At 50.1% G+C, this 25,554-nt stretch carries 27 protein-coding genes; 10 read left to right on the forward strand and 17 right to left on the reverse strand.

Annotated features, from left to right (window positions below):
* Nucleotides 1–51: 51 nt before the first annotated feature.
* From flgJ to flgB, 9 genes are all read right to left on the reverse strand, one after another.
* Complete coding sequence (gene flgJ, locus H8K26_RS07495) at nucleotides 52–975, reverse strand: flagellar assembly peptidoglycan hydrolase FlgJ (RefSeq protein ID WP_190478472.1); 924 nt, start codon at nucleotides 973–975, stop codon at nucleotides 52–54.
* Between the two features lie 9 nt (nucleotides 976–984).
* On the reverse strand, nucleotides 985–2,055 hold the full coding sequence (locus tag H8K26_RS07500) for a flagellar basal body P-ring protein FlgI (protein ID WP_234030649.1): 1,071 nt from the start codon (nucleotides 2,053–2,055) through the stop codon (nucleotides 985–987).
* A gap of 78 nt (nucleotides 2,056–2,133) precedes the next feature.
* Entirely contained in the window at nucleotides 2,134–2,796 is a 663-nt protein-coding gene (locus tag H8K26_RS07505) for a flagellar basal body L-ring protein FlgH (protein ID WP_190478474.1), read from the reverse strand.
* Between the two features lie 24 nt (nucleotides 2,797–2,820).
* Nucleotides 2,821–3,603 (reverse strand): flagellar basal-body rod protein FlgG, encoded by a 783-nt coding sequence (gene flgG / locus H8K26_RS07510; RefSeq protein ID WP_186883622.1) that lies wholly within the window; start codon nucleotides 3,601–3,603, stop codon nucleotides 2,821–2,823.
* Nucleotides 3,604–3,675: 72 nt separating this feature from the next.
* Nucleotides 3,676–4,416, reverse strand: coding sequence for a flagellar basal-body rod protein FlgF (gene flgF, locus H8K26_RS07515; RefSeq protein ID WP_186883623.1), 741 nt, complete (start codon nucleotides 4,414–4,416; stop codon nucleotides 3,676–3,678).
* A 54-nt stretch (nucleotides 4,417–4,470) separates the two neighbouring features.
* On the reverse strand, nucleotides 4,471–5,823 hold the full coding sequence (flgE, locus tag H8K26_RS07520; protein ID WP_186883624.1) for a flagellar hook protein FlgE: 1,353 nt from the start codon (nucleotides 5,821–5,823) through the stop codon (nucleotides 4,471–4,473).
* A gap of 51 nt (nucleotides 5,824–5,874) precedes the next feature.
* Entirely contained in the window at nucleotides 5,875–6,543 is a 669-nt protein-coding gene (locus H8K26_RS07525) for a flagellar hook assembly protein FlgD (protein WP_186898311.1), read from the reverse strand.
* Between the two features lie 21 nt (nucleotides 6,544–6,564).
* Nucleotides 6,565–6,969 (reverse strand): flagellar basal body rod protein FlgC, encoded by a 405-nt coding sequence (gene flgC, locus H8K26_RS07530; RefSeq protein ID WP_190478476.1) that lies wholly within the window; start codon nucleotides 6,967–6,969, stop codon nucleotides 6,565–6,567.
* Nucleotides 6,970–6,974: 5 nt separating this feature from the next.
* On the reverse strand, nucleotides 6,975–7,376 hold the full coding sequence (gene flgB, locus H8K26_RS07535) for a flagellar basal body rod protein FlgB (RefSeq protein ID WP_190478478.1): 402 nt from the start codon (nucleotides 7,374–7,376) through the stop codon (nucleotides 6,975–6,977).
* A 195-nt stretch (nucleotides 7,377–7,571) separates the two neighbouring features.
* On the opposite strand from flgB, the gene flgA reads away from it, so the two are divergent.
* From flgA to H8K26_RS07550, 3 genes are all read left to right on the forward strand, one after another.
* Complete coding sequence (flgA, locus tag H8K26_RS07540; RefSeq protein ID WP_190478480.1) at nucleotides 7,572–8,279, forward strand: flagellar basal body P-ring formation chaperone FlgA; 708 nt, start codon at nucleotides 7,572–7,574, stop codon at nucleotides 8,277–8,279.
* A gap of 107 nt (nucleotides 8,280–8,386) precedes the next feature.
* Complete coding sequence (gene flgM, locus H8K26_RS07545) at nucleotides 8,387–8,692, forward strand: flagellar biosynthesis anti-sigma factor FlgM (protein ID WP_186883629.1); 306 nt, start codon at nucleotides 8,387–8,389, stop codon at nucleotides 8,690–8,692.
* 2 nt (nucleotides 8,693–8,694) lie between these two features.
* Nucleotides 8,695–9,174 carry a flagella synthesis protein FlgN gene (locus tag H8K26_RS07550; protein WP_186883630.1) on the forward strand — a complete coding sequence of 160 codons (480 nt, stop codon included), beginning with the start codon at nucleotides 8,695–8,697 and terminating at the stop codon, nucleotides 9,172–9,174.
* Nucleotides 9,175–9,235: 61 nt separating this feature from the next.
* Here H8K26_RS07550 and motD read toward each other — a convergent pair whose 3' ends face one another.
* The 7 genes from motD to flhB are packed head-to-tail and all read right to left on the reverse strand — an operon-like array spanning nucleotide 9,236 to nucleotide 16,841.
* On the reverse strand, nucleotides 9,236–10,015 hold the full coding sequence (motD, locus tag H8K26_RS07555) for a flagellar motor protein MotD (RefSeq protein WP_186883631.1): 780 nt from the start codon (nucleotides 10,013–10,015) through the stop codon (nucleotides 9,236–9,238).
* 2 nt (nucleotides 10,016–10,017) lie between these two features.
* On the reverse strand, nucleotides 10,018–10,764 hold the full coding sequence (locus tag H8K26_RS07560) for a flagellar motor protein (protein WP_186898306.1): 747 nt from the start codon (nucleotides 10,762–10,764) through the stop codon (nucleotides 10,018–10,020).
* Nucleotides 10,746–11,477, reverse strand: a complete 732-nt coding sequence (locus H8K26_RS07565; RefSeq protein ID WP_186883781.1) for an RNA polymerase sigma factor FliA — start codon at nucleotides 11,475–11,477, stop codon at nucleotides 10,746–10,748. Before H8K26_RS07565 ends, H8K26_RS07560 begins: the two co-directional genes overlap by 19 nt.
* 7 nt (nucleotides 11,478–11,484) lie before the next feature.
* On the reverse strand, nucleotides 11,485–12,330 hold the full coding sequence (locus H8K26_RS07570) for a MinD/ParA family ATP-binding protein (protein WP_190478482.1): 846 nt from the start codon (nucleotides 12,328–12,330) through the stop codon (nucleotides 11,485–11,487).
* Nucleotides 12,323–13,594 carry a flagellar biosynthesis protein FlhF gene (gene flhF / locus H8K26_RS07575; protein ID WP_190478484.1) on the reverse strand — a complete coding sequence of 424 codons (1,272 nt, stop codon included), beginning with the start codon at nucleotides 13,592–13,594 and terminating at the stop codon, nucleotides 12,323–12,325. Before flhF ends, H8K26_RS07570 begins: the two co-directional genes overlap by 8 nt.
* Nucleotides 13,591–15,693, reverse strand: a complete 2,103-nt coding sequence (flhA, locus tag H8K26_RS07580; protein WP_190478486.1) for a flagellar biosynthesis protein FlhA — start codon at nucleotides 15,691–15,693, stop codon at nucleotides 13,591–13,593. Before flhA ends, flhF begins: the two co-directional genes overlap by 4 nt.
* Nucleotides 15,690–16,841 carry a flagellar biosynthesis protein FlhB gene (gene flhB / locus H8K26_RS07585; protein ID WP_190478489.1) on the reverse strand — a complete coding sequence of 384 codons (1,152 nt, stop codon included), beginning with the start codon at nucleotides 16,839–16,841 and terminating at the stop codon, nucleotides 15,690–15,692. Before flhB ends, flhA begins: the two co-directional genes overlap by 4 nt.
* Before the next feature lie 280 nt (nucleotides 16,842–17,121).
* On the opposite strand from flhB, the gene H8K26_RS07590 reads away from it, so the two are divergent.
* Genes H8K26_RS07590 through H8K26_RS07610 form a run of 5 tightly spaced genes read left to right on the forward strand, consistent with a single transcriptional unit; the run spans nucleotide 17,122 to nucleotide 22,176 of the window.
* Nucleotides 17,122–17,571, forward strand: coding sequence for a MarR family winged helix-turn-helix transcriptional regulator (locus H8K26_RS07590; protein ID WP_190478491.1), 450 nt, complete (start codon nucleotides 17,122–17,124; stop codon nucleotides 17,569–17,571).
* Between the two features lie 15 nt (nucleotides 17,572–17,586).
* The gene (locus tag H8K26_RS07595) at nucleotides 17,587–19,620 is read left to right on the forward strand and encodes an FUSC family protein (protein ID WP_190478493.1); all 2,034 of its coding nucleotides are present in this window, start codon (nucleotides 17,587–17,589) and stop codon (nucleotides 19,618–19,620) included.
* Nucleotides 19,617–19,826 (forward strand): DUF1656 domain-containing protein, encoded by a 210-nt coding sequence (locus H8K26_RS07600; RefSeq protein ID WP_190478496.1) that lies wholly within the window; start codon nucleotides 19,617–19,619, stop codon nucleotides 19,824–19,826. Before H8K26_RS07595 ends, H8K26_RS07600 begins: the two co-directional genes overlap by 4 nt.
* 3 nt (nucleotides 19,827–19,829) lie before the next feature.
* Nucleotides 19,830–20,717 carry an efflux RND transporter periplasmic adaptor subunit gene (locus tag H8K26_RS07605; RefSeq protein ID WP_190478498.1) on the forward strand — a complete coding sequence of 296 codons (888 nt, stop codon included), beginning with the start codon at nucleotides 19,830–19,832 and terminating at the stop codon, nucleotides 20,715–20,717.
* A gap of 13 nt (nucleotides 20,718–20,730) precedes the next feature.
* Nucleotides 20,731–22,176 carry an efflux transporter outer membrane subunit gene (locus tag H8K26_RS07610; RefSeq protein ID WP_190478500.1) on the forward strand — a complete coding sequence of 482 codons (1,446 nt, stop codon included), beginning with the start codon at nucleotides 20,731–20,733 and terminating at the stop codon, nucleotides 22,174–22,176.
* Between the two features lie 37 nt (nucleotides 22,177–22,213).
* Here the strand turns inward: H8K26_RS07610 and H8K26_RS07615 are convergent, their stop codons facing one another.
* A complete protein-coding gene (locus H8K26_RS07615; protein WP_190478502.1) occupies nucleotides 22,214–23,101 on the reverse strand; it encodes a LysR family transcriptional regulator in 888 nt (295 codons plus the stop codon).
* Between the two features lie 176 nt (nucleotides 23,102–23,277).
* Between H8K26_RS07615 and H8K26_RS07620 the strand changes: the two genes are divergently transcribed.
* Both H8K26_RS07620 and H8K26_RS07625 read left to right on the forward strand, forming a co-directional pair.
* Nucleotides 23,278–24,702 carry a coniferyl aldehyde dehydrogenase gene (locus H8K26_RS07620; protein ID WP_190478504.1) on the forward strand — a complete coding sequence of 475 codons (1,425 nt, stop codon included), beginning with the start codon at nucleotides 23,278–23,280 and terminating at the stop codon, nucleotides 24,700–24,702.
* A 31-nt stretch (nucleotides 24,703–24,733) separates the two neighbouring features.
* Nucleotides 24,734–25,411 (forward strand): type 1 glutamine amidotransferase domain-containing protein, encoded by a 678-nt coding sequence (locus tag H8K26_RS07625; RefSeq protein WP_190478506.1) that lies wholly within the window; start codon nucleotides 24,734–24,736, stop codon nucleotides 25,409–25,411.
* Nucleotides 25,412–25,554 lie beyond the last annotated feature (143 nt).

Here is a 25,554-nt window from a genome sequence, read left to right on the forward strand (position 1 = left end):
AAACTTTAATGTAGTAAAAATAATAACTAGAAATTAGCAAAGACCGTCACATTACGTCGACAATGTTTGTTTGATTATTTTAGTCAGTTTATTGGCGTATTGCGGGTCAGTCGCATAACCAGCCTTTTGCAGGCCGACAGCAAAACTGGTTGCATCTTTGGCATTTGCAATGACATTTTCATAGCGAGGATTTTTTGTCAAAAGCTTTGCGTAGTCTTTGAATGCATCTGCGTAGGAATCATAGGCTTTAAATTTTTCAACTTTACGATAGGCGACGCCGTTGACATATTCCGTTGTTACCGCATCAACAGTTTTCCCCTTCCATTTACTGGTCGCCTTCATGCCAAAAATATTGTGGCTGGTACTGCCATCGACTGTTTTAATTTCACGGCGCCCCCAACCACTTTCCAGCGCCGCTTGTCCGAGCATGAATTTAGCCGGAATTCCCGTCGCCTTACTTGCCGCCTCAGCGTCGGCACTTAATTTTTCCTGAAATTCACGAACGTGCGCCGGCCCCGAAAAACTCGTCTTTGCCGCTGTGGCAGGTTGTTGCTCAAATTTCAGATTATCCAGATACGAACTGATGCCTCTGGCGTTACCCGCGATGCTCCCACTAATACCGACGCCATTGCCAGCAGTAACATCATCCGTTTGCAACGCCTGGCTCACCGCATTATTAGTCAATTGCCTTACCAGCGCATCTGCAAGACCAATACCGCGGTTTGCCATCGATTGTGACAATTGCTGATCAAGCATCGATGTGTAGGTACGGGTTTGTTCATTGTCGAAGGCACCATCCTGGCCACCAGCCTGACGCATGGATTTCAGCATCATATTCATGAACAATGCCTCAAACTGCTTGGCTGCTGCCTTGATAGATTCGGGGGAATTATCTTTCGCCGATTGCTTGAGCCCATCCAGACTCTTGCTATCAAAAGCTAATTTATTATCCGAAAGATCAGCACGACCGATCATGAGGCATCCTTAAATAATTTCAAGCTCTGCACGCAAAGCGCCAGAGGCTTTAATCGCCTGCAAAATCGCCAGCAGATCCTGTGGTGTTGCACCGATTGCATTCAAGGCTTTCACGACATCGGCTAACGATGTGCCTGCCTTCAGCATCATTAATTGCCCAGCATCTTTTGTGATACTGATGCCAGAGTTTGCAGTCGCTGCGGTTTGACCACCCGCCAGAGCATTTGGCTGACTGATCGCGTTATCCGTATTAATGACAACGGAAAGATTGCCGTGCGCGACAGCACAGGAATCCAGCGTAACGGCCTGATTCATCACGATAGAGCCTGTCCGCGCATTCAAGATCACTTTTGCCACAGTCTGCGCCGGAGTCACATCCAGACTTTCCAAAGCACCTAAAAATGAGACCCTCTGATCTGCACTGACTGGTGCTTTCACCTGAATCGCACGGCCATCCAGTGCGGCCGCAGTTTCAGGGCCAAAACGCCGGTTAATCGCGTCAACGACTCTGCTTGCGGTAGAAAAATCTGATGTATTCAATTCCAGTTGTATCGTATTTCCCTGACCGACAGAACTGGGAACCGCCCGTTCCACCGTCGCTCCCGAAGAAATACGTCCTACACTCAGATGATTGACTTGTGCTTTACTACCATTCGCAGAAGCGCCGACGCCACCGACCAATACGTTGCCTTGCGCCATCGCATAAATCTGGTTATCCGCACCTTTGAGTGGCGTCATCAACAAAGTACCACCACGAAGGCTCTTCGCATTCCCCATAGACGATACCGTCACATCCAAGGCTTGCCCCGGTTGTGCGAACGGTGGAAGCGATGTCGTTACCATGACGGCTGCGACATTTTTCAACTGCAAACTCGTACCGACAGGCAAAGTAACCCCCATCTGCTGCAACATACTGACGATACTTTGCACCGTAAACGGCGTTTGTGTAGTCTGATCACCGCTTCCATCAAGGCCGACAACTAAGCCGTAACCCAGCAGCTGATTCTGACGAACGCCCTGAATACCGGCAAGGTCTTTCAACCTTTCGGCCCGGCATTCTGCCGTCAGCGTCATGCCCATCGTCAGAGTAATGAGCAGAGTGCAAAGCGACGACCGCAACTGCGTATATTTTTTCATATTCAACCTCTTTTCAGTTTCTTACATAGGAAGAAAACTGAGGAAGAAACGCGTCAGCATGGAGTTCGCCTCAGCCTTATCGATTCTCGTCGTTGAGCGGTATTCAAATCTGGCATCGGCCACCTGCGTGGACGGTACAACATTGCCCGCTGCTATGGTCTGAGGATTGATCACGCCGGAAAACCGGACGAACTCAGCGCCCTTATCAAAGGCAAGTTGCTTTTCACCACTAACCAGCAAATTACCGTTAGGCAGAACATCAATGACAGTTACAGCAATCGTCCCGGTAAAACTGTTACTCGCCGTTTCCGCACCTTTTTCATCAAATTTTGAAGAACCGTTGGTACTCAGCCCCAACTGTGCAGTGGTTGAGGACTTCACTCCAAATACTGTCGGTGCAGCCAGCGATAAACCAGAAGATTTACTGGAAGAACTCGCGCTGCCTTTTGCTGCGGAAGTTCTTTCACTGATAGAGATTGTCAATACATCGCCTACCATTCTGGGCTTTGCATCTTCATATAAAGGGCGATAACTTGCCGACTGAAAAATCGCACCATTAATTTCTTTGTGAGGTTTCGCAGACTGCGCCGGCAACGATGTTGGCTGATGCACGATGGCCGGCGGAGTCACAGCACAACCTGCCAGCAACAAGACGACACTACCGGAAAAAAATAAAGCCTTCATGATGTCCTCAACTGGTTACCAAAATCAGAGTTGCGTTAACTTTTGCAGCATCTGATCAGAGGTCGTAATCGCCTTACTGTTAATTTCGTATGCACGCTGCGTCTGTATCATGTTGACCAATTCTTCAGCAACATTGACGTTCGAGGTTTCGACAAAATTTTGCATCAGTAACCCTGCTCCGTTTGTGCCTGGTGTATTAGTTCCCGGATTGCCTGACGCTGCCGTCTCTGAGTACAAGTTTTCGCCCAGAGCCAATAAACCTGTCGGGTTAATAAACGTCGCGAGCTGAATGGAACCAACCTGCACTGGTGCGCTGGAGCCTGGCTGCGTGACAGAAACAGTGCCATCGCGTCCCACAGTAATCGACTGTGCATTGGCAGGAATCGTGATTGCAGGCTGAATCACAAAGCCACTTGATGTGACTAATTGCCCCTGACTATCCATCTGAAAAGAACCATCGCGGGTGTATGCCGTAGAGCCATCAGGCATCAACACCTGAAAAAAACCCTGGCCTTGAATCGCCACATCTTTCGCATTGCCAGTTTGTTGCAGATTGCCTTGTGTGAAAATTTTCTCGGTTGCGACGGTACGTACACCAGTGCCTAACTGCAGCCCAGAAGGCAGTTGCGTTTGCTGCGAACTTTGCGCACCAGGCTGACGTATAGTCTGATACAACAAGTCTTCGAAAACTGCACGTGAACGCTTAAATCCGGTAGTGCTGACGTTCGCCAGATTATTGGTAATCACATCCATTTGTGTTTGCTGTGAATCCAGGCCAGTCTTGGCGATCCAGAGTGAACGTATCATTTATTTCTCCTGCACGCACTGCGGCGTAATGAACAGCTTAATTTGCTACCGGTTATTCTGCGCCTAAAACGACTAACCCAAACTGAGGATCTGACTGGCTTTTGTTGCGTTATTCTCCGCATTCTGCAAAAGACGCATTTGCATTTCAAATTGGCGACCAAGGTTAATCATGGTCACCATCGATTCCACCACACTGACATTGCTGTTTTCCAGCATGCCGCCAGCAACGCCAACGGCAGCATCTGCATCGGCAACGGTGCCGTCTTTCGTTTTAAATAATCCATCATCACCGCGTACCAGATTTTCTTCTGGCGGATTTACCAGTTTTAAGCGACCGATCACTTGCACCGCATTTGGATTGGAACCGACCGGCACAGTTGATACGGTACCGTCCTTTGCAATTGCAATCGACACGTCCGGCGGAATCGTAATCGGACCGCCGTCGCCAATCAGATTTAAACCATTCTGCGTTTGCAAAACCCCGTTTTCACTTAATTTCAGGCTGCCACTGCGGGTGTAGCCCTCAGAGCCGTCAGGCTTTTCTACCGCCAGCCAACCCTTACCCTGAACCGCAACGTCGAGTTCACGCCCGGTCAATTGCAAACTACCCGCAGAGAAATCCGTACCTACCGTCGCGTCAACAACAAACGCGCGGGTTGGCAGCTCCGCCCCCTGCACCGGCACTGCCCTGAAGGAATCTAATTGAGCACGAAACCCTGTAGTCGTTGCATTGGCCAGGTTATGCGCGTTCGTTGCCTGCTGCTCAAGAATATGCTTGGCACCCGTCATCGCTGTATAAATCAACCTATCCATGACCACCTCCCGATAAGCACGTACTCAATTCAATATCCATTTTTATTCAGATGATTAACGCAGATTCACGATTGTTTGCAAAATCTGATCCTGTGTTTTAATGGTTTGTGAATTTGCCTGATAAACACGTTGCGCCGTGATCATATTGACCAGTTCGCCGGTAAGATCAGTATTCGAGTCTTCCGTTGCCGACGCCGTTAACGCACCGAGACCACCTGAATTTGGAGGACCGACCAAAGGCTGACCAGATTCAGAAGTCTCTGCCCACTGGTTATCGCCCAGCGATTGCAAACCGTTAGAATTGGTAAATGATGCCAAAACAACCTGTCCCAATACTTTCGTCTGACCGTTGGTATAACTACCGACAATCGTGCCGTCTTTCGCTGTATTGAACTTGGATAATTTGCCAGATGTAAAGCCATCCTGCTTCATGCTGCTGACGCTGAAATCCGAGCCGAACTGCGTTGAATTCGTGTAATCAAATTTGATGTTTGCTGTCGTATTGATCGGTGTCACAGCACCTGAAGCGACAGGCACAATCATCTGTAACGCACGCGGATCAGTTGCGGCATACGCAGGGATCGCACCAGTCAACTTACCCATATTGTCAAATGCCAGCTTACCAATCGGTGTTGGCGTCGTCGCTGCTGGCGTCAAAGCACCCGCCGCATCGAAAGGATTACCATCAACTGTTGCAAAGACATTCCATTCTATGGTGCCTGCTGTTGCGGGCGGCGTAGCAACCGGATCAACGCGCACATAGTAAGTTTGTAAAACGTGAGAATTACCCAGACTATCAAACACCGTTACCGATGTCGATTTATTGTAGGACGTAGGATCAGTCGGAGAAAAAGCAATCGGCGTGATGACAGGTGGAATCGTCACTGGCTTTTGCGTCCCTGGCACGTATTCACGCGAATCCAGATTCATCACGCCACTGACCTTTGCTGTTTGCGCCGGTGCGATATCCGCAGTATTAATCGTAATTGGCGACGCAGACCCGGTTGAAAGCACACCCGCCGCATTCGCAATATAACCGGTCAGTTGCTGTCCTTGTGCATTGACCAGACCACCGTTTTTATCCAGTTGAAACTGACCATTACGAGTATAGGTGACAGCACCGTTTTTAATCATGCGGAAAAAACCGTTACCGTTAATCGCTGTATCGAGTGGGTTATTGGTCGAGCTGATATTCCCTTGGGTAAATTGCTGAGCTATCGTCGATACCCGCACACCGATACCAACTGCATTCGCAGAAGCGCCACTCAATGAGTTCGCATAAACATCCGCAAACTGCACTTGCGCCTGCTTAAAACCGACTGTATTTGCATTCGAAATATTGTTACCGATCACATCCAGTGATTTCGATGCCGCGTTTAATCCACTAAGACCTTGCTGAAAACCCATGATTTTTCTCCCTAACTTTAAATACTGCGATTACCTGAGTAATCAGCAATCTCAGAAAATTTGCTTCACATCTGCCATTGAAATTTCACCGACACCAGAAACTGTCAGCTTCACACCTTGCGACCCCGAACTCACACTATTCACCATACCGAAACATAATTTAGTCACATCCAACGCCTTTCCGCCTGAGCTCGCGGCAACATCAAACGTATAAGTACCATCGGCGACCGCTGCCCCAGAATCATTTTTTCCATCCCAGGTCAGATCGTTCACACCAGCGGGCAACGCACCGAGACTCAGCTTGCGCACCGTGGCGCCGGCGGCGTCTTTAATCACCACTTCGACCTTATCTGCACCCTGCGGCAAATCCACAGCGTAGATTCCCTTCGCGCTGGAGAGTGGCAAGGAGTTCCCTGCGGTCATCACACCATGACCAATCATGTTTGCCGCCTGCAAATTCTGGCTTGCCTGCATATTGCTGCTGAGTGCCGCGAACGATGCATTCAATTTCTCAATTCCGGACACCGTCGACAATTGCGCCATCTGACTTGTTACCTGGGCATTGTCCATAGGATTCAACGGATCCTGATTCTTCATTTGCGTGACCAACAGGTTCAGAAACGTGCTCTCTGAAGTTTTTGCGGCTGATGTGCTGCTGGTCGTACCATTCATGGTATTGAGCAAGCTCTGATCAACTGTATTGCTTTGTATCGTTGTCATTACATTTCCTTTTTATGAAGGTCACTGACCCAAAGTCAGCGTTTTCAGCAACATTGTTTTCGCCGCATTCATCGTTTCAACGTTGGTCTGATATGAGCGAGATGCCGAAATCATATTCACCATCTCTTCCACCACGTTGACGTTTGGCATTACCACATAGCCCTTGTCATCTGCGAGCGGATGTTTAGGGTCATACTTCATTTTTGCTGGTGTCGCATCCTCAACCACTTCCGTTACTTTCACTCCGGTAGAAGGTGAGCCAGCAACCGGCACCGCACTAAATACAACCTGCTTAGCCTTATATGGCTTGCCATCAGAACTGGTCACGCTGTCAGCGTTGGCCAGATTACTGGACACCACATTCAGACGCTGAGCCTGAGCACTCATGGCGGAACCAGCCACATTAAAAACATTAAAAAGCGACATGATAATTACCCCTGAATTGCTGCAAGCATGTTACGAATTTGCATATTAATAATCGTCAGACTCGCCTCATATCGAAGTGAGTTTTCGGCAAACTGATTGCGCTCAACATCCATATCTACAGTATTGCCATCGATATTGCCTTGTGAAACCGTGCGATACATCGGCTCAGCCCCCGCCACGGTTGATGCGCTGCCCAAATGCTGCACATCCGTTTTATTCAGACTTGCCGTCGCCTGCTTAGAATCGAGATGCAGTGCGTTATTCAAAACCGATGTGAAATCAATATCTCTGGCTTTGTAATTCGGCGTATCCGCATTGGCGATGTTAGAAGCAAGCAATTGCTGCCGCTGACCACGAACAGATAAAGCTGTTTCGTGAAAACGCATGAAATCATCTAATTTAGTCATCCGAAGCCCCTCGCCAGTCCAGAGCCAGCCTTCTGCCAGCCATATAACGGTTTTCCATTATTGGCATCTTATATCCCGCAAAGACAATTCAATTCATTGAGTAAAGGCAAAAAACCTCTTCTATTCAAGCCTTAGCAAACCGATCCTGACATCTACAATGGCAACACGTTAAAAGTTATCTGCATCCGCCCGGCTATGAAACAACTTTTCAGATCAATTATTTTTTTGTTAGTGCTGACGTCGGCCCTTAATCAGGCGCAGGCGCAAACCACGGCTGCTATGCAAGATCACGAAATCATCAGAAAACTGGCAACCGACTTTTTAAATCAGCAGGCAAGAACTCAACCGGGTGAGAGTACGGTTACGATGGGACAAGTAGATAAACGGCTGAATCTGGCAGCGTGCCAGTCTCCTACAGCATTTCTGCCTAACGGAAGTAAAGCCTGGGGCAAGATCACAGTCGGGGTACGTTGCACAGCACCTGTTAGCTGGGTTATTTACTTGCAGGCAAACGTACAAATCAATTCTGAATATTACGTCGCGTCCCGTGCTCTGAGTCAGGGACAGCTCATCACAGCTGACGACATGAGTAAAATTAAAGGCGACATATCAAATTTACCTGCTGGCATTATTACCAATCCTGAACAGGTCATCGGCAAATCCTTGCAAAGCTCCATTTCGTCCGGCACGCCTTTACGCCAGGAATTACTCCGAAGCCCGGCAGTAGTGCAACAAGGGCAATCTGTCAGAGTTGTCAGCAATGGCCCGGGGTTTCAGGTTGCCACAGATGCGCGAGCACTGAATAATGCAGCGGAAGGCCAGGTAGCTAAGGCTAAAACAAGTTCCGGGCAAACCGTCAGTGGCATTGCCAAAGCTGGTGGCGTCATTGAAATAACATATTAACAAGCACTACAATTGGAATATATTTGTACGTAAAATTAAAGTTTAAAAATACCTGGCCGATAACCGGATTGTAGAAGTAGACCATTCCCACTTTCGAGGGTATCGCCGTGAAAATTGATGACACACTAAATAAAGCTGCAAGCTTACCAAGCCAGCAGCCCGTACGGACTGAAAAAGCACCAGAGAGAGCAGTTTCCACTCCGGCGCCTTCTATTAACGTACAGATTTCCCCTCTGTCTACGCAATTGCAAGCTTTACAAAGTACACAAGCAAGTAATGGCGTATTCGAGGCAAAAAAGGTTGAAGAAATCAAATTAGCCATTTCTGAGGGACGCTTTCAAGTGAACTCCGAAAAAGTTGCTGATGGACTTCTGGAAACCGTGAAAGATTTACTTAACTCCAGAAAACGCTAAACATGACCAATACAAGCGCAAATAGTGACTCTATTCTGCATTGCTTAAAAGAAGAAAAAGAAGCAATGGCGGCACTGGCTGACTTACTCAAAGAAGAGCAAGCTGCGCTTGTAGATGGTGATGTCTCTCTGTTGACTCAGACTTCTGCACAAAAAAGTGAATTGGTTCGAAAACTGTCTGAGGCAGAAAAACTGCGCAACTCTTATCTGAAACAGCAGGGTTTCGGTGACGATGCAGAGAGTACATTAAAGTTTGTACGCCAGACACCGGAGGCACAATTGCTTTGGGATGGTTTACTGGAATTATCAGCACAAGCTAAAGAAGACAATAAAACCAATGGCCTGATGATCACGCGCAGACTGTCGCAAAATCAGGCTGCACTCAGCACGTTTCAACAAGGGACAACGACAGGCTCCTTATATGGACCAAATGGGCAGTCGTCGATCAGAACAACTCCCGCCAAAGGACTTATTGTCCGCTGATCGTTCGCAAGTACATAAAAAAAGCCCCGATTGTTCGGGGCTTTTTTTATTGCGATCTTTGTCAGGGAGTAATTGGCGCTTGAGTCGCAACAGGAATATCCACTACCGGCTCTGGCAATACCGATAGGATAGTGACACTCACCCGGCGATTACGCGATCTTCCTTCAGGCGTATCATTTGAATCCACCGGTAATTTTGCTCCTTGCCCAACGGCAGTCACCCTGAAATCATCAACACCATTTTCCGTTAAAAGACGCGCTACCGTACTTGCCCGAACCGCTGATAACTCCCAATTCGAGGGAAAAACCGGATTTTTGATTGGTACATTATCCGTGTGTCCTTCGACCTGAATTGCATGATTGTCTAATTTTAATACAGAAGCAATCGCGGTCAGTGCCTGTACGGAGTCTGCGTTTAACTTAGCTTCGCCAGGTGGAAACAACAAACTTGCATTGATTTCTATCGTCACGCCCCTGGCAGTTTGCGTCACTCTGACTTTACCTTCCTTGACCAAGGGCTCCAGGGCAGCAAGTACATCTTTTGCTAACCCTGTCATTACCTCCCGCTCTTTACGTATGTTTTCAGTTGATTTCCGCTTCACTATTGGCAGCGGATCTAACTTCACCACCTGTGGAGTTACTCCGGCAGCAACAGGAGAGGTAGGGTCGTTACTAAATGCGCCAGTCAGGGAGCTGGACAACACGCGATACTTTCCCTCATTCAGCGAAGAGATCGCATACATAACAACAAAAAAAGCAAACAACAAGGTAATGAAATCAGCGTAAGAGACCATCCATCGTTCGTGGTTTTCTGGCTCTTCGTGATATTTTTTTCTTGCCATGTTTAAACCTGACTACTGTGGTTATCAACCCGCTCTTCCACGATACGAGGACTATCTCCAACAGCAATGCTATAAAAAATATCGGACAACATCTCGCGTCGGGTAATTTCTCTGCCAATAATTTCTTTTAACTTATTGCTGACGGGCAGAAAAAATAAATTAGCCAGACCAACACCATAAATCGTCGCCACGAATGCCACGGCAATACCGCCACCGAGCTTCGCAGGGTCAGTCAGATTTTCCATAACGTGAATCAGCCCCAGTACCGCTCCTAAGATTCCGATGGTCGGAGAATAGCCACCAGCTGCCTCCCAGATTTTGGCGGCCTGACGTTGCTCAATTTCATACAATGAAATATCAACATCCAGAATGTCTTTCAGTCGCGCAGGGTCGACGCCGTCAATGACTAGCCGCAATCCCTTACTGATAAAGGCGTCATCAGAAGCATCCATGTAACGCTCAAGACTCAAAAATCCCTCGCGCCGGGCAACCGCACTCCAGATCAATGCATCCTGAATATTTTTACGGCTATTGTCTTGCGGCTCAGAAATGACCCATTTCAACATCCGCAAACCGCGTCGGAAAGTACTCATACGACTCTGCAGGAGCACCGCCCCCAGCGTACCAATCGCAACAATCACAAATGCCGCTGGTTGCACTAATGAAGAAAGACGCCCGCCCTCCATTAACTGACCGGAACTGATGCCGACAACGACCAGAATAAATCCTACTAAGCTAGCCCAGTCCACGCTTTCTCCCTTAAATGCGCACGCATACGTGCAACCGCCTGGCTATGCAACTGAGAAACGCGGGACTCTGAAACGCCCATGACCGCGCCGATTTCTTTCAGATTTAACTCCTGTTCGTAATACAGACCCATTAACAATTTTTCGCGTTCAGGCAAACTGTCGATTGCACCGATCACGGCATCACGAAAATCGTCATTCAACAGATCCTGCAAAGGATCACCGGAACTATCGGAAGAATAATGATCGAGGAAGTGCTCTTTTGTTTCTGCGTCATGGAAATCTTCGTAATACACCAACTGATGTCCGCCGCTATCCCCCAAAAGTCCCTGATACTCTCCAAGGGATAACTTAAGCGACTTGGCCACTTCTGTTTCTGTCGGCGGCCGCCCCAGTTTTTGCTGCATCTGGTTCATCGCATTTTCGATTTTCCGCATATTTTGCCGAACCCCACGCGGCAACCAGTCCGTGTTGCGCAGCTCATCAAGCATCGCGCCACGAATCCGCTGGACGGCGTAGGTTTCGAATTGTGCACCATGCGTGTCTTCGTAACGACTGATCGCATCAAGCAGACCAATCATTCCAGCTTGCACCAGATCATCCACTTCAACACTGGGAGGCAAGCGCGCCTTTAATTGGTAAGCCAGTCGCTTAACCAAAGGCGCATGCTCCCTGAGGAGAAAATTTTTATCTGATTTTCCGCTGGCCGTGTACATATTCAAATTAGATTCCGAGAGCGATGCCCTGTTGTCCGGATACACTGTCCAGACACAATGCAGATCGCGCACTGACAGCAAGCCGCTCTGCCAGTTGAAAAAAAGCCATGGAAGAGCGCGCTTTTGGAAAAGCGTCAATCACTGACCGCCCCTGATGAGCAGCTCTTCTGACGAATTCATCATCCGGCACATAACCAATGAAATTTAAGGGTACCGCAAGATATCGTTGAGACGCCTGAGCCATATTCGTATAAATCAACATTGCTTCTTTCTCAGATACACCGGACACCAAAATACTAAAAGAGCGTCGTCCCAGACGAGCACTCATACGCTTAATCAGTCCATACGCAGATTTGATTGCTGACGGATCTGAAGAAACCTGAATCACTACTTCACTATCATCCAGAGATGCCAGTGGAAACGCATCGCACGCGTCAAGATCACAATCAACCACGACCATATCGGCACGATGTACTGCCAGATCAAATGCTCTCGACAATCGTCTCGAATTCTCGGCAGACAAGCTGGATGACACAGTCCTCTGACGCGATAACATCGATACTGACAAGCCAGACGCAACCATTTTTACTGCCTCATGCATTGTACGCTGTTGTTGCGCTACATCCAACAAGGTGCGCTCTCTGCTAGCACTGAACCACGCGCCTACACTATCAGAAGACGAACGTGCATCAACCATCAAAATTTGCTGCCCCTGCCGCGCTACCGATACGCCCAGATTCACCAGTATTTCGCTTTTTTCATTGTCTTTCAACGCTGATAAAAAAGTAAATACACGCGGCTTTGGTCCAGCCAGCATGCGACGCAGTCCTTCTGCCTGATCAACATTAGCCAAGAGACACCTCCCGCGCAGCCGCTTGTCCACCAGTTGCAGCAGTTCCGACACCAGCCATCAGCAAAGGCAGCTCTTCATCCAGATAACGGAACGGCGCCGTTTCACGTTTCAACTTAAAGGCGCGATCAATCAGGTACTGCTTGTTTGCCACATGCAAGTCTTCCGGTACCCGTTGCCCATTCGCAATGTAATACAGACTTAACTTTTGGCGAATCACGATATCCAGCGCACCGCCTATCGTCGCCGCCTCATCGAGTTTAGTCAGAATACATCCTGCGAGGCCTGTCCCCTGATAAGCACGCACGACTTCACTCAGCGTTTCACCGGTTGATGTCGCATTCAGACACAGCAGGCGTTTCACATCAGTGCCAGAACCAGACAACATCGCGACCTGATCCGTCACCATTTTGTCGCGCTGACTGACTCCGACAGTATCAATTAAAACGGTATGTTTATTCTTGAGCTCGGACAAAGCAATCCGTAAATCACTCTCATCTTTGACTGCGTGAACCATCACACCAAGAATTTTCCCATAGATTCGTAACTGTTCATAGCCGCCGATACGATAGCCATCGGTTGTGATCAACGCCAGTTTCGACGGACCGTGACGCATCACGCAGCGTGCTGCCAGTTTTGCAGTGGTGGTCGTTTTTCCAACGCCTGTCGGCCCGACCAGAGCGTACACACCACCCTTTTCTAAAATTTCATTTTCATTATCGATGGTCGTCAGATTGCGGGCCAGAATAGACTTTATCCATTCAATACCTTGTTCACCTGTTTCATTTTCTGGTAATTTTGCAACCATGAATCGCGACAAGCTGGCGCTCAGGCCAGTTGCCAGCATCTCTTTCAGCACCAGCGCCTTCTGTGGTTCGCGTTTTTGCGTATTAGCCCATGACAACTCCGCCAGTTGCGATTCCAGCATATTGCGCATGGAACGAATTTCGTTCATCACATCACTTAACTCACCCGTAACGGAAGCCGGAGCTGCAGCATATTCCTGCGGCTCTGCGGCCATGCCACGCGGTGTGAATATCCGTGTTTCATGTTGAAACGATGGCGCCGCTCTGGTGTGGTCGGGGGTGATCTGGCGCTCATCTTTAGTCGGTGCGATCGATTGCATCGCTTCATCGGCCATCGCCATAATCTCGACCTTACCGTCAACATTCCGGTTGGACAAAATCACCGCATCCGCACCCAATGCTTCCCTTAATAAGCGAAGCGCCTCACGCGAGGTGTTAGCAGTAAATTTTCTGACGTTCATGATTGCCCTCCAACAAGGCTGGTAACTCTAATGGTTTTTGTTTCAGGTAATTCGGCATGCGACAACACTTTAAGTTGCGGCAATGTACGGCGTAAGAATTTAGACAGCAAAGCACGCAGTGGTGCAGGCACCAGCAGGACTGGCGTCATGCCCATTTCTTCTTGGTGTTTGGCCGCAGTTTCGGTTTGTGTTGTCAGCGCCTCAGCCAAGCCAGGCTCGAGAGCAGCGCCATCGCCACCACCGGCATGGATCGCCTGCATCAGCAAACGTTCAAGACGACTATCCAGAGTCATGACGGTCAGCTCATTTGTTGCCGGGAAAATTTGCTGAACAATCGCACGACCAAGCGCAATACGTACTTGTGCGGTCAGCTCATTGGCATCCTGGGTATGCATCGCCTGCTCAGACAAGGTCTCGATAATGGTACGCATATCGCGGATATGTACGCCTTCCAGCAGCAGGTTTTGCAAGACTTTTTGCAGTACCGACAAAGGAATCAGTTTAGGCACCAGATCCTCAACCATTTTCGGCATTTCTTTTGCAAGATGATCCAGCAACTGCTGCACTTCCTGACGACCTAATAATTCAGCGGCATGGGTCGTGATCAGATGATTCAGATGGGTGGCGATTACGGTACCGGCATCAACCACGGTGTAACCCATCGCCTGTGCTTGTTCGCGCGCGCTGGCATCAATCCAGATCGCAGGCAAACCAAACGCAGGATCAGTCGTTTCTACACCCGGCAAAGGCCCGGAAACCATGCCGGGATTAATCGCCAGATATTGGCCATTCATCGCTTCACCGGCGCCGACTTCAACGCCTTTCAACGCGATGCGGTATGCAGATGGCTTCAGTTCAAGATTGTCGCGGATATGCACCGGCGGCGACAGAAAGCCAACCTCTTGCGCGAATTTTTTACGTATTCCTTTAATACGACGCAGCAACTCACCGCCCTGTGATTTATCAACCAAAGGAATCAAACGATAACCTACCTCAAGCCCCAAAGTATCCACGGGTAAGATATCCTGCCAGGTGGCTTCTTCGACCTCAGATGCCGGCGCATTCTGCGCCTCCGCTTGCGCCGTCGCTTCGGCAGGAGAAATACCCGCTGCCTGTTCCGCTTTCTGACGGGCCAGATACCCAGCACCAGCCAGTAATCCCGCTAACAAGACGAAAGCAATATGCGGCATACCTGGAATAATGCCCATGCCACCGATAATGCCAGCGGTGATAAACATCACCTGTGGTTTGGCAAACAACTGCCCTATCAACTGACCACTGATATCTTGCTCACTGGCGACACGCGAGACAACCACACCAGCAGCAGTAGAAATAATCAACGATGGAATCTGCGCAACCAGACCGTCACCAATGGCCAGCAACGTGTAGTTCTTCAGCGCTGAACCAAAGTCCAGATCGTGCTGCACCATACCCACAATCAGACCACCGACGATATTAATCACCGTCACCATGATCCCGGCTACCGCATCACCGCGCACGTATTTAGACGCACCGTCCATCGCACCGTAGAATTCAGCTTCCTGCGCTACTTCGGTACGGCGGCGGCGCGCTTCCTGCTCGGCAATCAGACCAGCATTCAGATCAGCATCAATCGCCATTTGCTTACCAGGCATCGCATCCAACGCAAAACGTGCGCCCACTTCAGCGATACGACCTGCACCTTTTGTCACCACCGTGAAGTTAATGATCGTCAGAATCACAAACACCACGATACCGACGGTGTAATTTCCACCAATCAGAAAATGACCAAAAGCCTCAATCACCTTACCTGCGGCGTCCGGGCCTGTATGCCCCTCAGTCAACACCACGCGGGTAGACGCGACGTTGAGCGATAAACGCAGCATAGTGCTGACCAGCAGCACTGTTGGGAACACCATGAAGTCCAGCGGTTTCACCGTATACAAACTCGTCAGCAAAACAATGATCGCAATCGCAATATTGAAACTGAAAAAAACGTCGAGAATAAATGCTGGCAATGGCAACACCATCATAGCCAGCATCAGAATAATCAAGATAGGCGCTGCCAGCGCCCTGCCATTGAGCCCGTTCATCCATAAAGGCAATTTCAGGCTGTTCATACTGCTACTCCTACTTGATTATTCGGATCCAACTCTGCGGGAACTTCTAATTCGCGTGGTTCTTCCGGTCTGATGCCACCACGTTCGCGGTAGCTGCGAAGCTGGAATACATATGCAAGGACTTCAGCGACAGCAGCGTACAAGGCTTCCGGAATCTCGTCGCCTAACTCTGTGTGCTTATACAGCGCACGCGCCAGCGGTGGCGCTTCTAACAAAGGAACATTGTGTTCGGCACCAAGTTCACGGATTTTTGCGGCGACTTCATCCGCACCTTTCGCCACTACCTTTGGTGCGCCACCGCCACCCTCGGTATATTTCAGTGCGACGGCGAAGTGTGTCGGGTTGGTCACAATAACGTCAGCAGTCGGAATTTCAGTCATCATCCGGCGACGCGCCATTTCACGTTGTTGCTGGCGAATCTTCGCTTTAATTTGCGGATTACCATTCGACTCTTTCGATTCCTGCACCACTTCCTGATGCGTCATCTTTAATTTGTTCGCGTAATGCCACATCTGATACGGCGCATCTATCGCTGCAATCGCAACTAAAGCAGCAACGATAGACATAAAACAGACGGCCATCATGTGGCCAACGTGTGCGATCCCCGCATGCAGATTTTCCAGAGGCAAACCAAAGATCGCCTCTTTTTGGCCCATGATGACAACCCAGGCAACGCTACCAACCAGGATGGTTTTCACAATCGCCTTCAATAATTCAACACCGGCACGCGCAGAAATCATATTTCCGAGGCCGGAAATCGGATTCATGCGTCCGAAATTCGGCTGCAATGCCTTAGCACTGAACAACCAGCCACCGATCAGCAAGGGCGAACCCAATGCCACCAGCAACAGCACCAATACGACGGGGGAAAATGCCAACAGAACATCCAGTAAATTGACGCCGATTTTTCCAATCAACAAATTAAAGTCGAAGGCTGCTTCGCGCTCCAGCGTCAGACCGGTAACCAGATTTTTATTTAATTGCTGAACCAAGGTGCCGCCCATCGCCCAGAGCGCACCACCTGCCGCCAGCAAAATGGTGCAAGTTGACAGCTCACGCGAACGCGGAACATCCCCTTCCTCACGCGCCTGCTCAAGGCGCTTCTCCGAGGCCGGTTCTGTTTTTTCGAGATCGCTATCTTCGGCCATTGCCGACTCCTGTCATTTCCACAAAGCAAGTAATGCTTCGATTACGTAAATTTACAGATGAGATTATTGAACGCGCCGCCGAACTTGGATGCGAGGAATAAAGGAGTAAATACCCGTTTATTCCCTTTAAAGAACATCAGCCGGACATCTCATTTCAGATACAAGCGATTGAATAGCCCTTTCGTAAGGATCTCTGGTGTAGCTACAGATTGGTTTCAGGTCCCGGCGGATTTTTAAATATCATGCTAATATTTAGCATACTAATTAAATTAATCGCCCAATGACCCGTTACGATAAAACCCTGATGTCGTTGACACATACGCTGATACAGGTTGGTCGCGCTTATAAATCTGCTGCAGACCAAATGACGGCGGACTTTCATCTTTCACATGCAAGCGCCTGGCCTGTACTGATGATTTCGCGGTTGGGTGATGGCGTGCGCCCGGGCAAAGTCGCACAGGCGGTTGGCATCGAGCCTCCGTCGATGGTGCGATTGATCGATCAGTTAATCGACAGCGGTCTTGTTTTAAAACAGGATGACCCTACAGACCGGCGAGCCAAGGCACTCTTTCTGACCGCAGAAGGGAAACAAGTGGCAGAACGTTTAGAAGCGGCGCTTTTACCATTTCGCAGGGAACTGTTCAGCGACATTCCACAGGCTGACGTCGAAGCGTGCCTGCGCGTGCTCAACAAACTCAATGGGCAACTGACCGAGACACCTACAGAATAAGACTGCAGAAATATCGTGAAACTCCCCTCACCTTCTCACCTGCTGTTTTCTGCAAAATGCTTCGTTGCGGCGATGCTAGCTTTGTATATCGCAATGGCATCCGGTTTACCCCGACCGTTCTGGGCGATGATGACTGCGTATATTGTCGCCAATCCGTTTGCCGGAGCCGTGCGTTCCAAAGCGATTTACCGCGTTTTTGGTACGATTCTGGGCTCGCTGTTCACCATTCTGATAGTGCCACAGTTAGCGAACGCGCCTGAGCTGCTATCCGCCGCAATCGCTTTGTGGGTGGGGCTATGTCTGTATATTTCCTTACTTGACCGTACACCCCGCTCCTATGTTTTTATGCTGGCAGGTTATACCGCCGGTCTGATCGGTTTTCCCGCGGTCTCAGATCCGACCTCAATCTTCGATACTGGTCTGGCTCGCGTTGAAGAAATCTGCATTGGTATTTTGTCTGCCAGCGTCGTTCACTCCGTTGTATTTCCGCAAGGGATAGGCCCAGGCATTTTAAACAGATTGGATGCAGCGATCCGTGATGTACGGAGCTGGATGTACGACGTACTGCAACCGACGCCCGGCAGCGTATCCGCATTGGGATCTGCCCGTCTCTCCCTCGCGGCTGAAATTACTGATCTGCGTGTAATGTCAACGCACCTGCCGTTTGACACTTCTAACTTGCGACTGACCTCGGGGCTGGTTCACAGATTAGCCGACAACATCACCAAAATGCTTGCCCTGCTACTGGCAGTAGAAGACCGGCTGAACACGTTGCAACATCTGAGTCCGGCGAGCTTAACACCGCGCTGGCAAAAGCTGTTAAATGACGTCGCTGACTGGTTGCAAGAGGAAAATAACGAGGCTGCTCAACGCTTAACAGCATTCCAAAAAGAACTTGAACTACTGACGCCGAAGTTCAGCGCGGCCTCAAGCTGGAGTGATATTGTGTGTCTGAATCTGATCAGGCGCCTCAGCAAACTGATTAACATCTATGCAGAAGTGCTGGAGTTAAGGAGTCAGATTACACTCGCGACGCAAGGCGGAAGCACTTCCACTCAGGAACATGCCAATACATCCGTTTTGCACCGCGATCATGGCATGGCATTCCGTTCCGCTTTTGCTGCTGTCGTCGCCATTTCTGTCTGCAGCGCATTCTGGATACTCACCGCATGGCCTGCCGGGGCCGCCGCGCCCATGATGGCAGGCGTGTTCTGCTCATTTTTTGCAACGCAGGACGATCCGGTTCCGGCGATTAAGATGTTTATCAAATATACCTTGCTGTCGGTACCTGTTGCGATGCTTTACATCATCAGCATTATTCCGGCGATTCACAGTTTTGAAATGCTGCTGCTTTGCATGGCCCCATTATTTATCGTCGCTGGCAGCTACATTCCCCATCCTGCAACCGGAGGCAAAGCACTCGCCTTCCTTATCGGAGTTGCCGGTGCGTTGTCACTGCAAGACACAGGCACGCTGGAAATCACCAGTTTTCTTAACGGTTTACTTGCACAGCTTTTCGGATTTGTGACAGCCGGCGTTGTCACCAGCCTGATTCGCACGGTCAGCAACGACTGGATGATTTCCCGGATGATGCAAACCGTCCATCGTGAATTTGTAGAAATGAGCCACTTATCAGCACCACCATTACGTGACATCGCGATCCGCACTGTCGACCGCATCGGTTTGCTGATGCCGCGACTATCCAAACGTCACCCCAACCCCGATGAACGCAATCACACCATGCATCATTTACGCGAGCTGCGCGCAGGGATCCATATTACGCAACTACGCGGGATGAATGCGGAATTGAAAATGAACGGTATTCTGTTGTCGCCGCTATTCACCTGTATCGGCAATCACTTTACAAACCCGGACAGTACCACCGCCAACGCACTGAATTATCAGATCGATCAAACGCTGCGCGAGATCTGCGCCAGCGATAGCAAACCTATCTATTTGGCAGCGATTTCAGCGTTAACCAGTATGCGTCGTGATCTGTTTCCCGATGCCCGTACATACAACCCATTTCTAAAGGAAAAGATAGCGTGACAGCAGAAATCAGTATTTTCGGGCTGTACGTTCCCGTCCTTTTACTACTCGCCATCGTCGCTTTTCTGTGCACGATGCTGGCCGGACGTTTCCTGATGCGCACCGGCTTATACCGTTTCCTATGGCATCCGGCTCTTTTTGAACTGGCCTTGTTTTTCATTTTTTTAGGCAGTTTTTCACTTGTTCTGACAAACTCAGGTTATTGATTTATGCAACTGAATAATTTTAAAAAAACTCTCGCAATTTACTCTCGCGTCGCATTGACCTGCATTTTTGTCGTGATCGCCAGCTTTCTGGCCTGGCGTCTTTGGTGGCACTATGAAATGGACCCGTGGACACGGGATGGTCGCATCAAGGCAAACGTGATTCAGGTTGCACCAGATGTTTCTGGTCAAGTCACCAAAGTCCTGGTTCATGACAACCAGCAAGTCAGCATCGGTGATGTGCTGTTCGACGTTGACACCGCACGCTTTGAGCTCGCGTTACGGCAGGCCGAAGCAGCAGAATTATCTCAGCGGATCGCACTTGAGCAGGCGATTAAAGAAGCACGCCGCAACAACGCGTTACGCGAACTGGTTTCCGATGAAAGTAAGGAACAAGGCAGCGCCCATGTCGAACAACTGCGCGCAGCACTGACTCAGGCAACGATCAACCGGGATCTGGCAAAACTGAATCTGAAACGGACTCACGTACTGTCGCCCGTTAATGGCCGCGTTGCCAATCTTGATTTACGAACTGGCTCCTACGTCAGTGCCAGTCACGCCGTTCTGGCGCTGATCGACACCGATTCTTACTATGTCGAAGGCTATTTCGAAGAAACGAAACTGCCCCGCATTGCTGCCGGTGATGCCGTCACGATTATTCCTATGGGCGCCACGACCAAGCTGCCCGGGCACGTCGATAGTATTGCCAGCGGGATTGCCGAACGTGATCGTCTTACCTCACCCAATTTATTAACCAGCATCAATCCGACATTTAACTGGGTCCGGCTCGCACAACGCATTCCAGTCCGCATTACATTCGATAAGCTGCCGCAAGGAACAACACTGGTCGCAGGACAGACAGTGACCGTCGATATCCGCAACAGCCGTACCTGAGCAGATTTTTAAAATGAAATCCATCCTTGCTTACACACAGGGCACCTGCTACGCCGCCATTCTGCTGATGTCCGGCTGCACTGTCTCCGGACCACAGTATTCACTACCATCGCAGTCCGTGGCACAGCGGCCTGCTGCTGCCGCACCTTTTCTGGCGGCCGGCGAAACGGTCTATCGTTCCACACCATTACCTGACAACTGGTGGCAACTTTATGACGAACCGGTGATGAACGCGTTAATCCAAGAGGCGCTGAACGCAAATGCAGATCTGAAAGTTGCTGCTGCAAACCTTGCACGAACCCGTGCAGTAGAAAAAGAAACTGCGGATGCGACAACACCCACTATCGGTCTCAGCGCTGCACCGTCTGCCGGGCGAGCTTCTGCAGCGGCAAGAGGTTTACCAAATGCCCTGCCGGATAGCTGGAGTTACGATAGCACTGTCAGCGTTTCTTACCAGGCCGATTTGTTCGGAAAAATTGCCCGCGCGACTGAAGCCGCCAACGCGGATACTCAGGCGGCGCAGGCTGGGTACGATCTGGTCAGAATCAGCGTTGTCGCCGATACAGCCCGTGCCTATACCGAAGCCTGCTCAGCAATGCGGCAAATTACCATCGGCCAGCAGTCGATCAATTTACAGAAAAAAACGACCGACCTCATCGCAAAACGCATTCAACTCGGACGGGGAACCGAGACCGACCATACGCGTTCGCTTGCGCAACTTGCCCTGTTGCAATCGGCACTGCCGCAATATCAATCACAACAACGTGTGGCTTATTACAAGCTGGCAGTATTAACCGGAAAAACCCCGCAGGAAATGAATCTGAACCAGCCTCAGTGTCACGATGTTCCCAGATTAACGTCTCCGTTACCCGTAGGTGACGGTGCAGCCCTTCTGCGCCGCCGGCCAGATATCCGCCAGGCGGAACGTAATCTGGCTGCAGCCACCGCCCGCATCGGCGTCTCAATCGCGGATCTTTATCCTCACGTTTCCTTTGGTATATCCGCCGGAAGCAGCGGATTGTTAGATCACTTTGGCGCAGGCAATGCCTTTCACTGGAATCTCGGCCCACTGATCTCATGGAGCTTCCCGTCTGCAGGCGCCCGTAGTCGGGTCTCCGCAGCAGAGGCCAGCGCAGAGGGCGCACTGGCTCACTTTGATGCGGTCGTTCTGAATGCACTGAAAGAAGCGGAGAGCGCGCTGATTATCTACGCCAGAGAAAAAGACAGAAATGCCGCACTACAGAGCGCCCGTGACGAAAGTGTCAGGGCGGCACAGCAGATACGCCATTTGTTTGAAAGTGGCCGGACAGATTTTCTGTCTGTACTGGATGCAGATCGCAGCGCCACCTCATCAGAAGCGGCATTAGCGGCATCCGATGCACAACTGACAAACGATCAGATCAGCTTATTCCTGGCACTTGGCGGTGGCAACGCTCAGCCAGTCACCACGCATCAGTAAATGCAACGTCGGCACAACTGTGACGACCTTACAGCAATCAGGTTTTCTTTAAATTCCACAGTAAGGACTGACGTGCATGCGCTACCCTCGGCTGCCTTAACGCTGACGGCGTCCACACCAGATAGTAATCAAGAAAGGTGGAACCGACAGGGGCCGGAATTTCCATCAGTTGACCATTATCCAGATACGGCGCGCACAAATATTCGGGCAGCGCAGTCCAACCGAAATGCTTGCATAAGAGGTTACGAAGCGACCGTAAATCCTGACCTGTCATCGCCGGATTGATCTGCCCATGATCAATTTTATTTTTCCCCAGCCAACGATCTATCATCGACAGCTCAAGGTTATACGCCAGTAAAGGCTCAGCAAGCAATGCCTGCCGGAAATCCGGTGCACTGACAATCCTATCGGCTACCTGAGGCGAAGCGACCGCAAGTACCCGCTCGTTCCGGATCAACTCACAATGCAGACGCTTATCATTTGCAGGGTAAGCGGAAATCCCCAGATCACAATGTCCCTCCGTCAGCATATGAGTAATCAGATCGCTGTCTCCCGTATGCAACCGGACTTTCATTCCCGCTTCAAGCAAGGGTTGCAAATGTGTCGTCACCACCTCGGCCAGAAAGTCGCCGTGCCCGATAATACGCAGCGCGCCGGTAAGCTCAATCGACCTGGCTCTGGCGGAGGATAAGGCCGCTTCTGCATCATCGAGTTTATTGCCCAAATCAGCGGCCAGCTCATCCGCAGCTGCCGTCGGCACGACACCACGCACCTCCCGCTCAAACAATTTACGACCTATCGCCACCTCCAGCCCGGCGATGTGCTGAGACACCGCTGGCTGGGTCAGATTCAGACTGCGCGCCGCATTCGTGACGGAACGCTGCCTGTACACTTCAATAAAAGTCCGGAGACGCTGTAGAGACATGAATAAGGTATAAATTAATTTATGGCACCACTAAGATAGTCTAATTAGCCAGCACTGTCACCACCCAGTAAGATGTTTCCCATGCCGACGAGATGTGCGTAGCACGAATGACGCTCACCTTCATGAGACAAATGCAGCACCCCTGACATCATTTTTTAAAAAGAATATCTGACATCATGCTTAATCCTCAGACTCACCAAGACTTAATGACGATACTCGGCGCGATGAAAAAAGCACATCTCGCGGACGGGCATGTGAACGCAGCGACCCGCAAAAACCGTCTGCAGCGTGCCGCAAAATTAATCACTGACAATCACGAGCAGTTAGTTAAGTCCATGAGCGCCGATTTTGGTAACCGCAGCCATTATCAATCTTTAGCCGCTGACATACTGACGACAACGAATATGCTGCGCCACTCCGCAGAACAACTGGAAGGCTGGATGCAAGCAGAACCGGTCGCGTCCCCTTATCCTGGAATGCAAAGCTGGATTCAATATCAGGCCCTGGGTGTAGTTGGCATCATCAGTCCATGGAACTTTCCGGTAAATCTGGCGTTTGGCCCACTTGCTGGCGTATTCGCCGCAGGCAACAGCGCACTGATTAAGCCTTCTGAACTGACACCGAGAACATCCGAAGTCCTGGCGGAACTCATTGCCCGATATTTCGACCCGATGGAGCTTGGCGTTGTATTAGGAGATGCCTCGGTCGGCGCTGCATTCAGTGCACTGCCATTTGATCATCTGGTCTTCACCGGCAGCACCACCGTCGGGCGTCATGTGATGAAAGCTGCCGCAGAAAATCTGGTGCCTGTCACGCTGGAGTTAGGTGGCAAATCCCCCGTGGTCATCGAGGAAAATGCCGATATCAGCTTAGCTGCCGAACGGGTGATGACAGTAAAAACCTTCAATGCCGGTCAGATTTGCCTTGCACCGGACTATGTCCTGATCAGAGACGATAAAGCCGATGCATTTGTTGCTGCGGCCAAGTCCCTGATTGCAAACAGCTACCCGGAGATACAGACGAATAAAGACTATACATCCATCGTTAACGAGCGACATTTTCAGCGGCTTATCGGTCTGATACAGGACGCCAAAGACAAAGGCGCCCGCATTGTGAGTCTGGCGCCAGAAGGCGAACCAGATTACGACATTATCACTGGGAAAATTGCGCCTCATCTGATTCTGAACGCGAATGACAGCATGGCGGTCATGCAAGAAGAAATTTTCGGACCACTCCTGCCGCTGGTCGCGGCTGACTCAGTCAATGACGCCATCCGCTTTATCAATGCACGTCCGCGTCCGCTGGCCGCCTATTACTTCGGCAACGATACGGAAAAACAAAACCACTTCGCAGAGAAAACAACATCCGGCGCATTGGTGATCAATGATGTGATGTCTCACGCCTCGGTAGAGACATTACCGTTCGGCGGTGTCGGTGCATCGGGTATCGGCGCATATCATGGCATACACGGTTTCCGGCAATTCACACACGCCAAAGCTGTGGTACGGCAGAGCGAAGATGGCGCATCCAACCTGCGTTTAAGAGCCCCCTATGAAGAAAAACTCGGCGCTGCAACAGCGCTACTGAATGGCAATAAATAACACCTCTCTTTTTACAGAACTGGAAAATAAAATGAAAATCTTAATGGTACTGACATCCCACGATCAACTCGGTGACACCGGCAAAAAAACTGGTTTCTGGCTGGAAGAATTTGCAGCACCTTACTATACGTTTGCCGATGCGGGCGCAGACATCGTTCTGGCATCACCTGCCGGCGGACAACCGCCATTAGATCCAAAAAGCGATCTGCCGGAATTTCAGACCGACTTAACCCACCGTTTCAAAAGCGATGCAAAGGCTCAGCTTGCTTTGGCAAATACAGTCGTGCTCTCGTCCATCAATGAAAAAGACTTTGATGCCGTATTCTATCCGGGTGGGCATGGTCCATTATGGGATCTGGCCGAATCACAGACATCTATTGCATTGATCGAAGCATTTGACCGTGCAGGAAAACCGATCAGCTTTGTCTGCCACGCACCCGGCGCATTGCGCCACGTAAAAGCCGCTGATGGAGAAGCATTGATTCGTGGTCGCAGAGTCACCGGTTTTACCAACGGTGAAGAAGATGCCGTTCAACTGACAGATGTCGTTCCCTTTTTAATCGAAGACGAATTTAAAGCGCTTGGCGCCCGCTATGAAAAAGGACCCGACTGGCAAGTATTTGTGATTGCCGACGGTAATCTGATCACTGGTCAGAATCCAGCAAGCTCTGAAGAAGTGGCAAAAACGGTGCTGGCTCAGTTGCGTTAATATCTGGGCAAAATAAACGGCCCCTTATAAGCCCGTATTTATCCAGGTTCAGATAAATAAAAGCGTACCCACTCTTGCCCAGTTAAAAGGCGGAAAGTGGGTACGCTTCTGCTAATGAAGGACTACCGTTAGAGAATCAACCT

This window comes from Cognatundibacterium aquatile (assembly GCF_014699135.1).
Classification (GTDB): domain Bacteria; phylum Pseudomonadota; class Gammaproteobacteria; order Burkholderiales; family Burkholderiaceae_D; genus Undibacterium; species Undibacterium aquatile.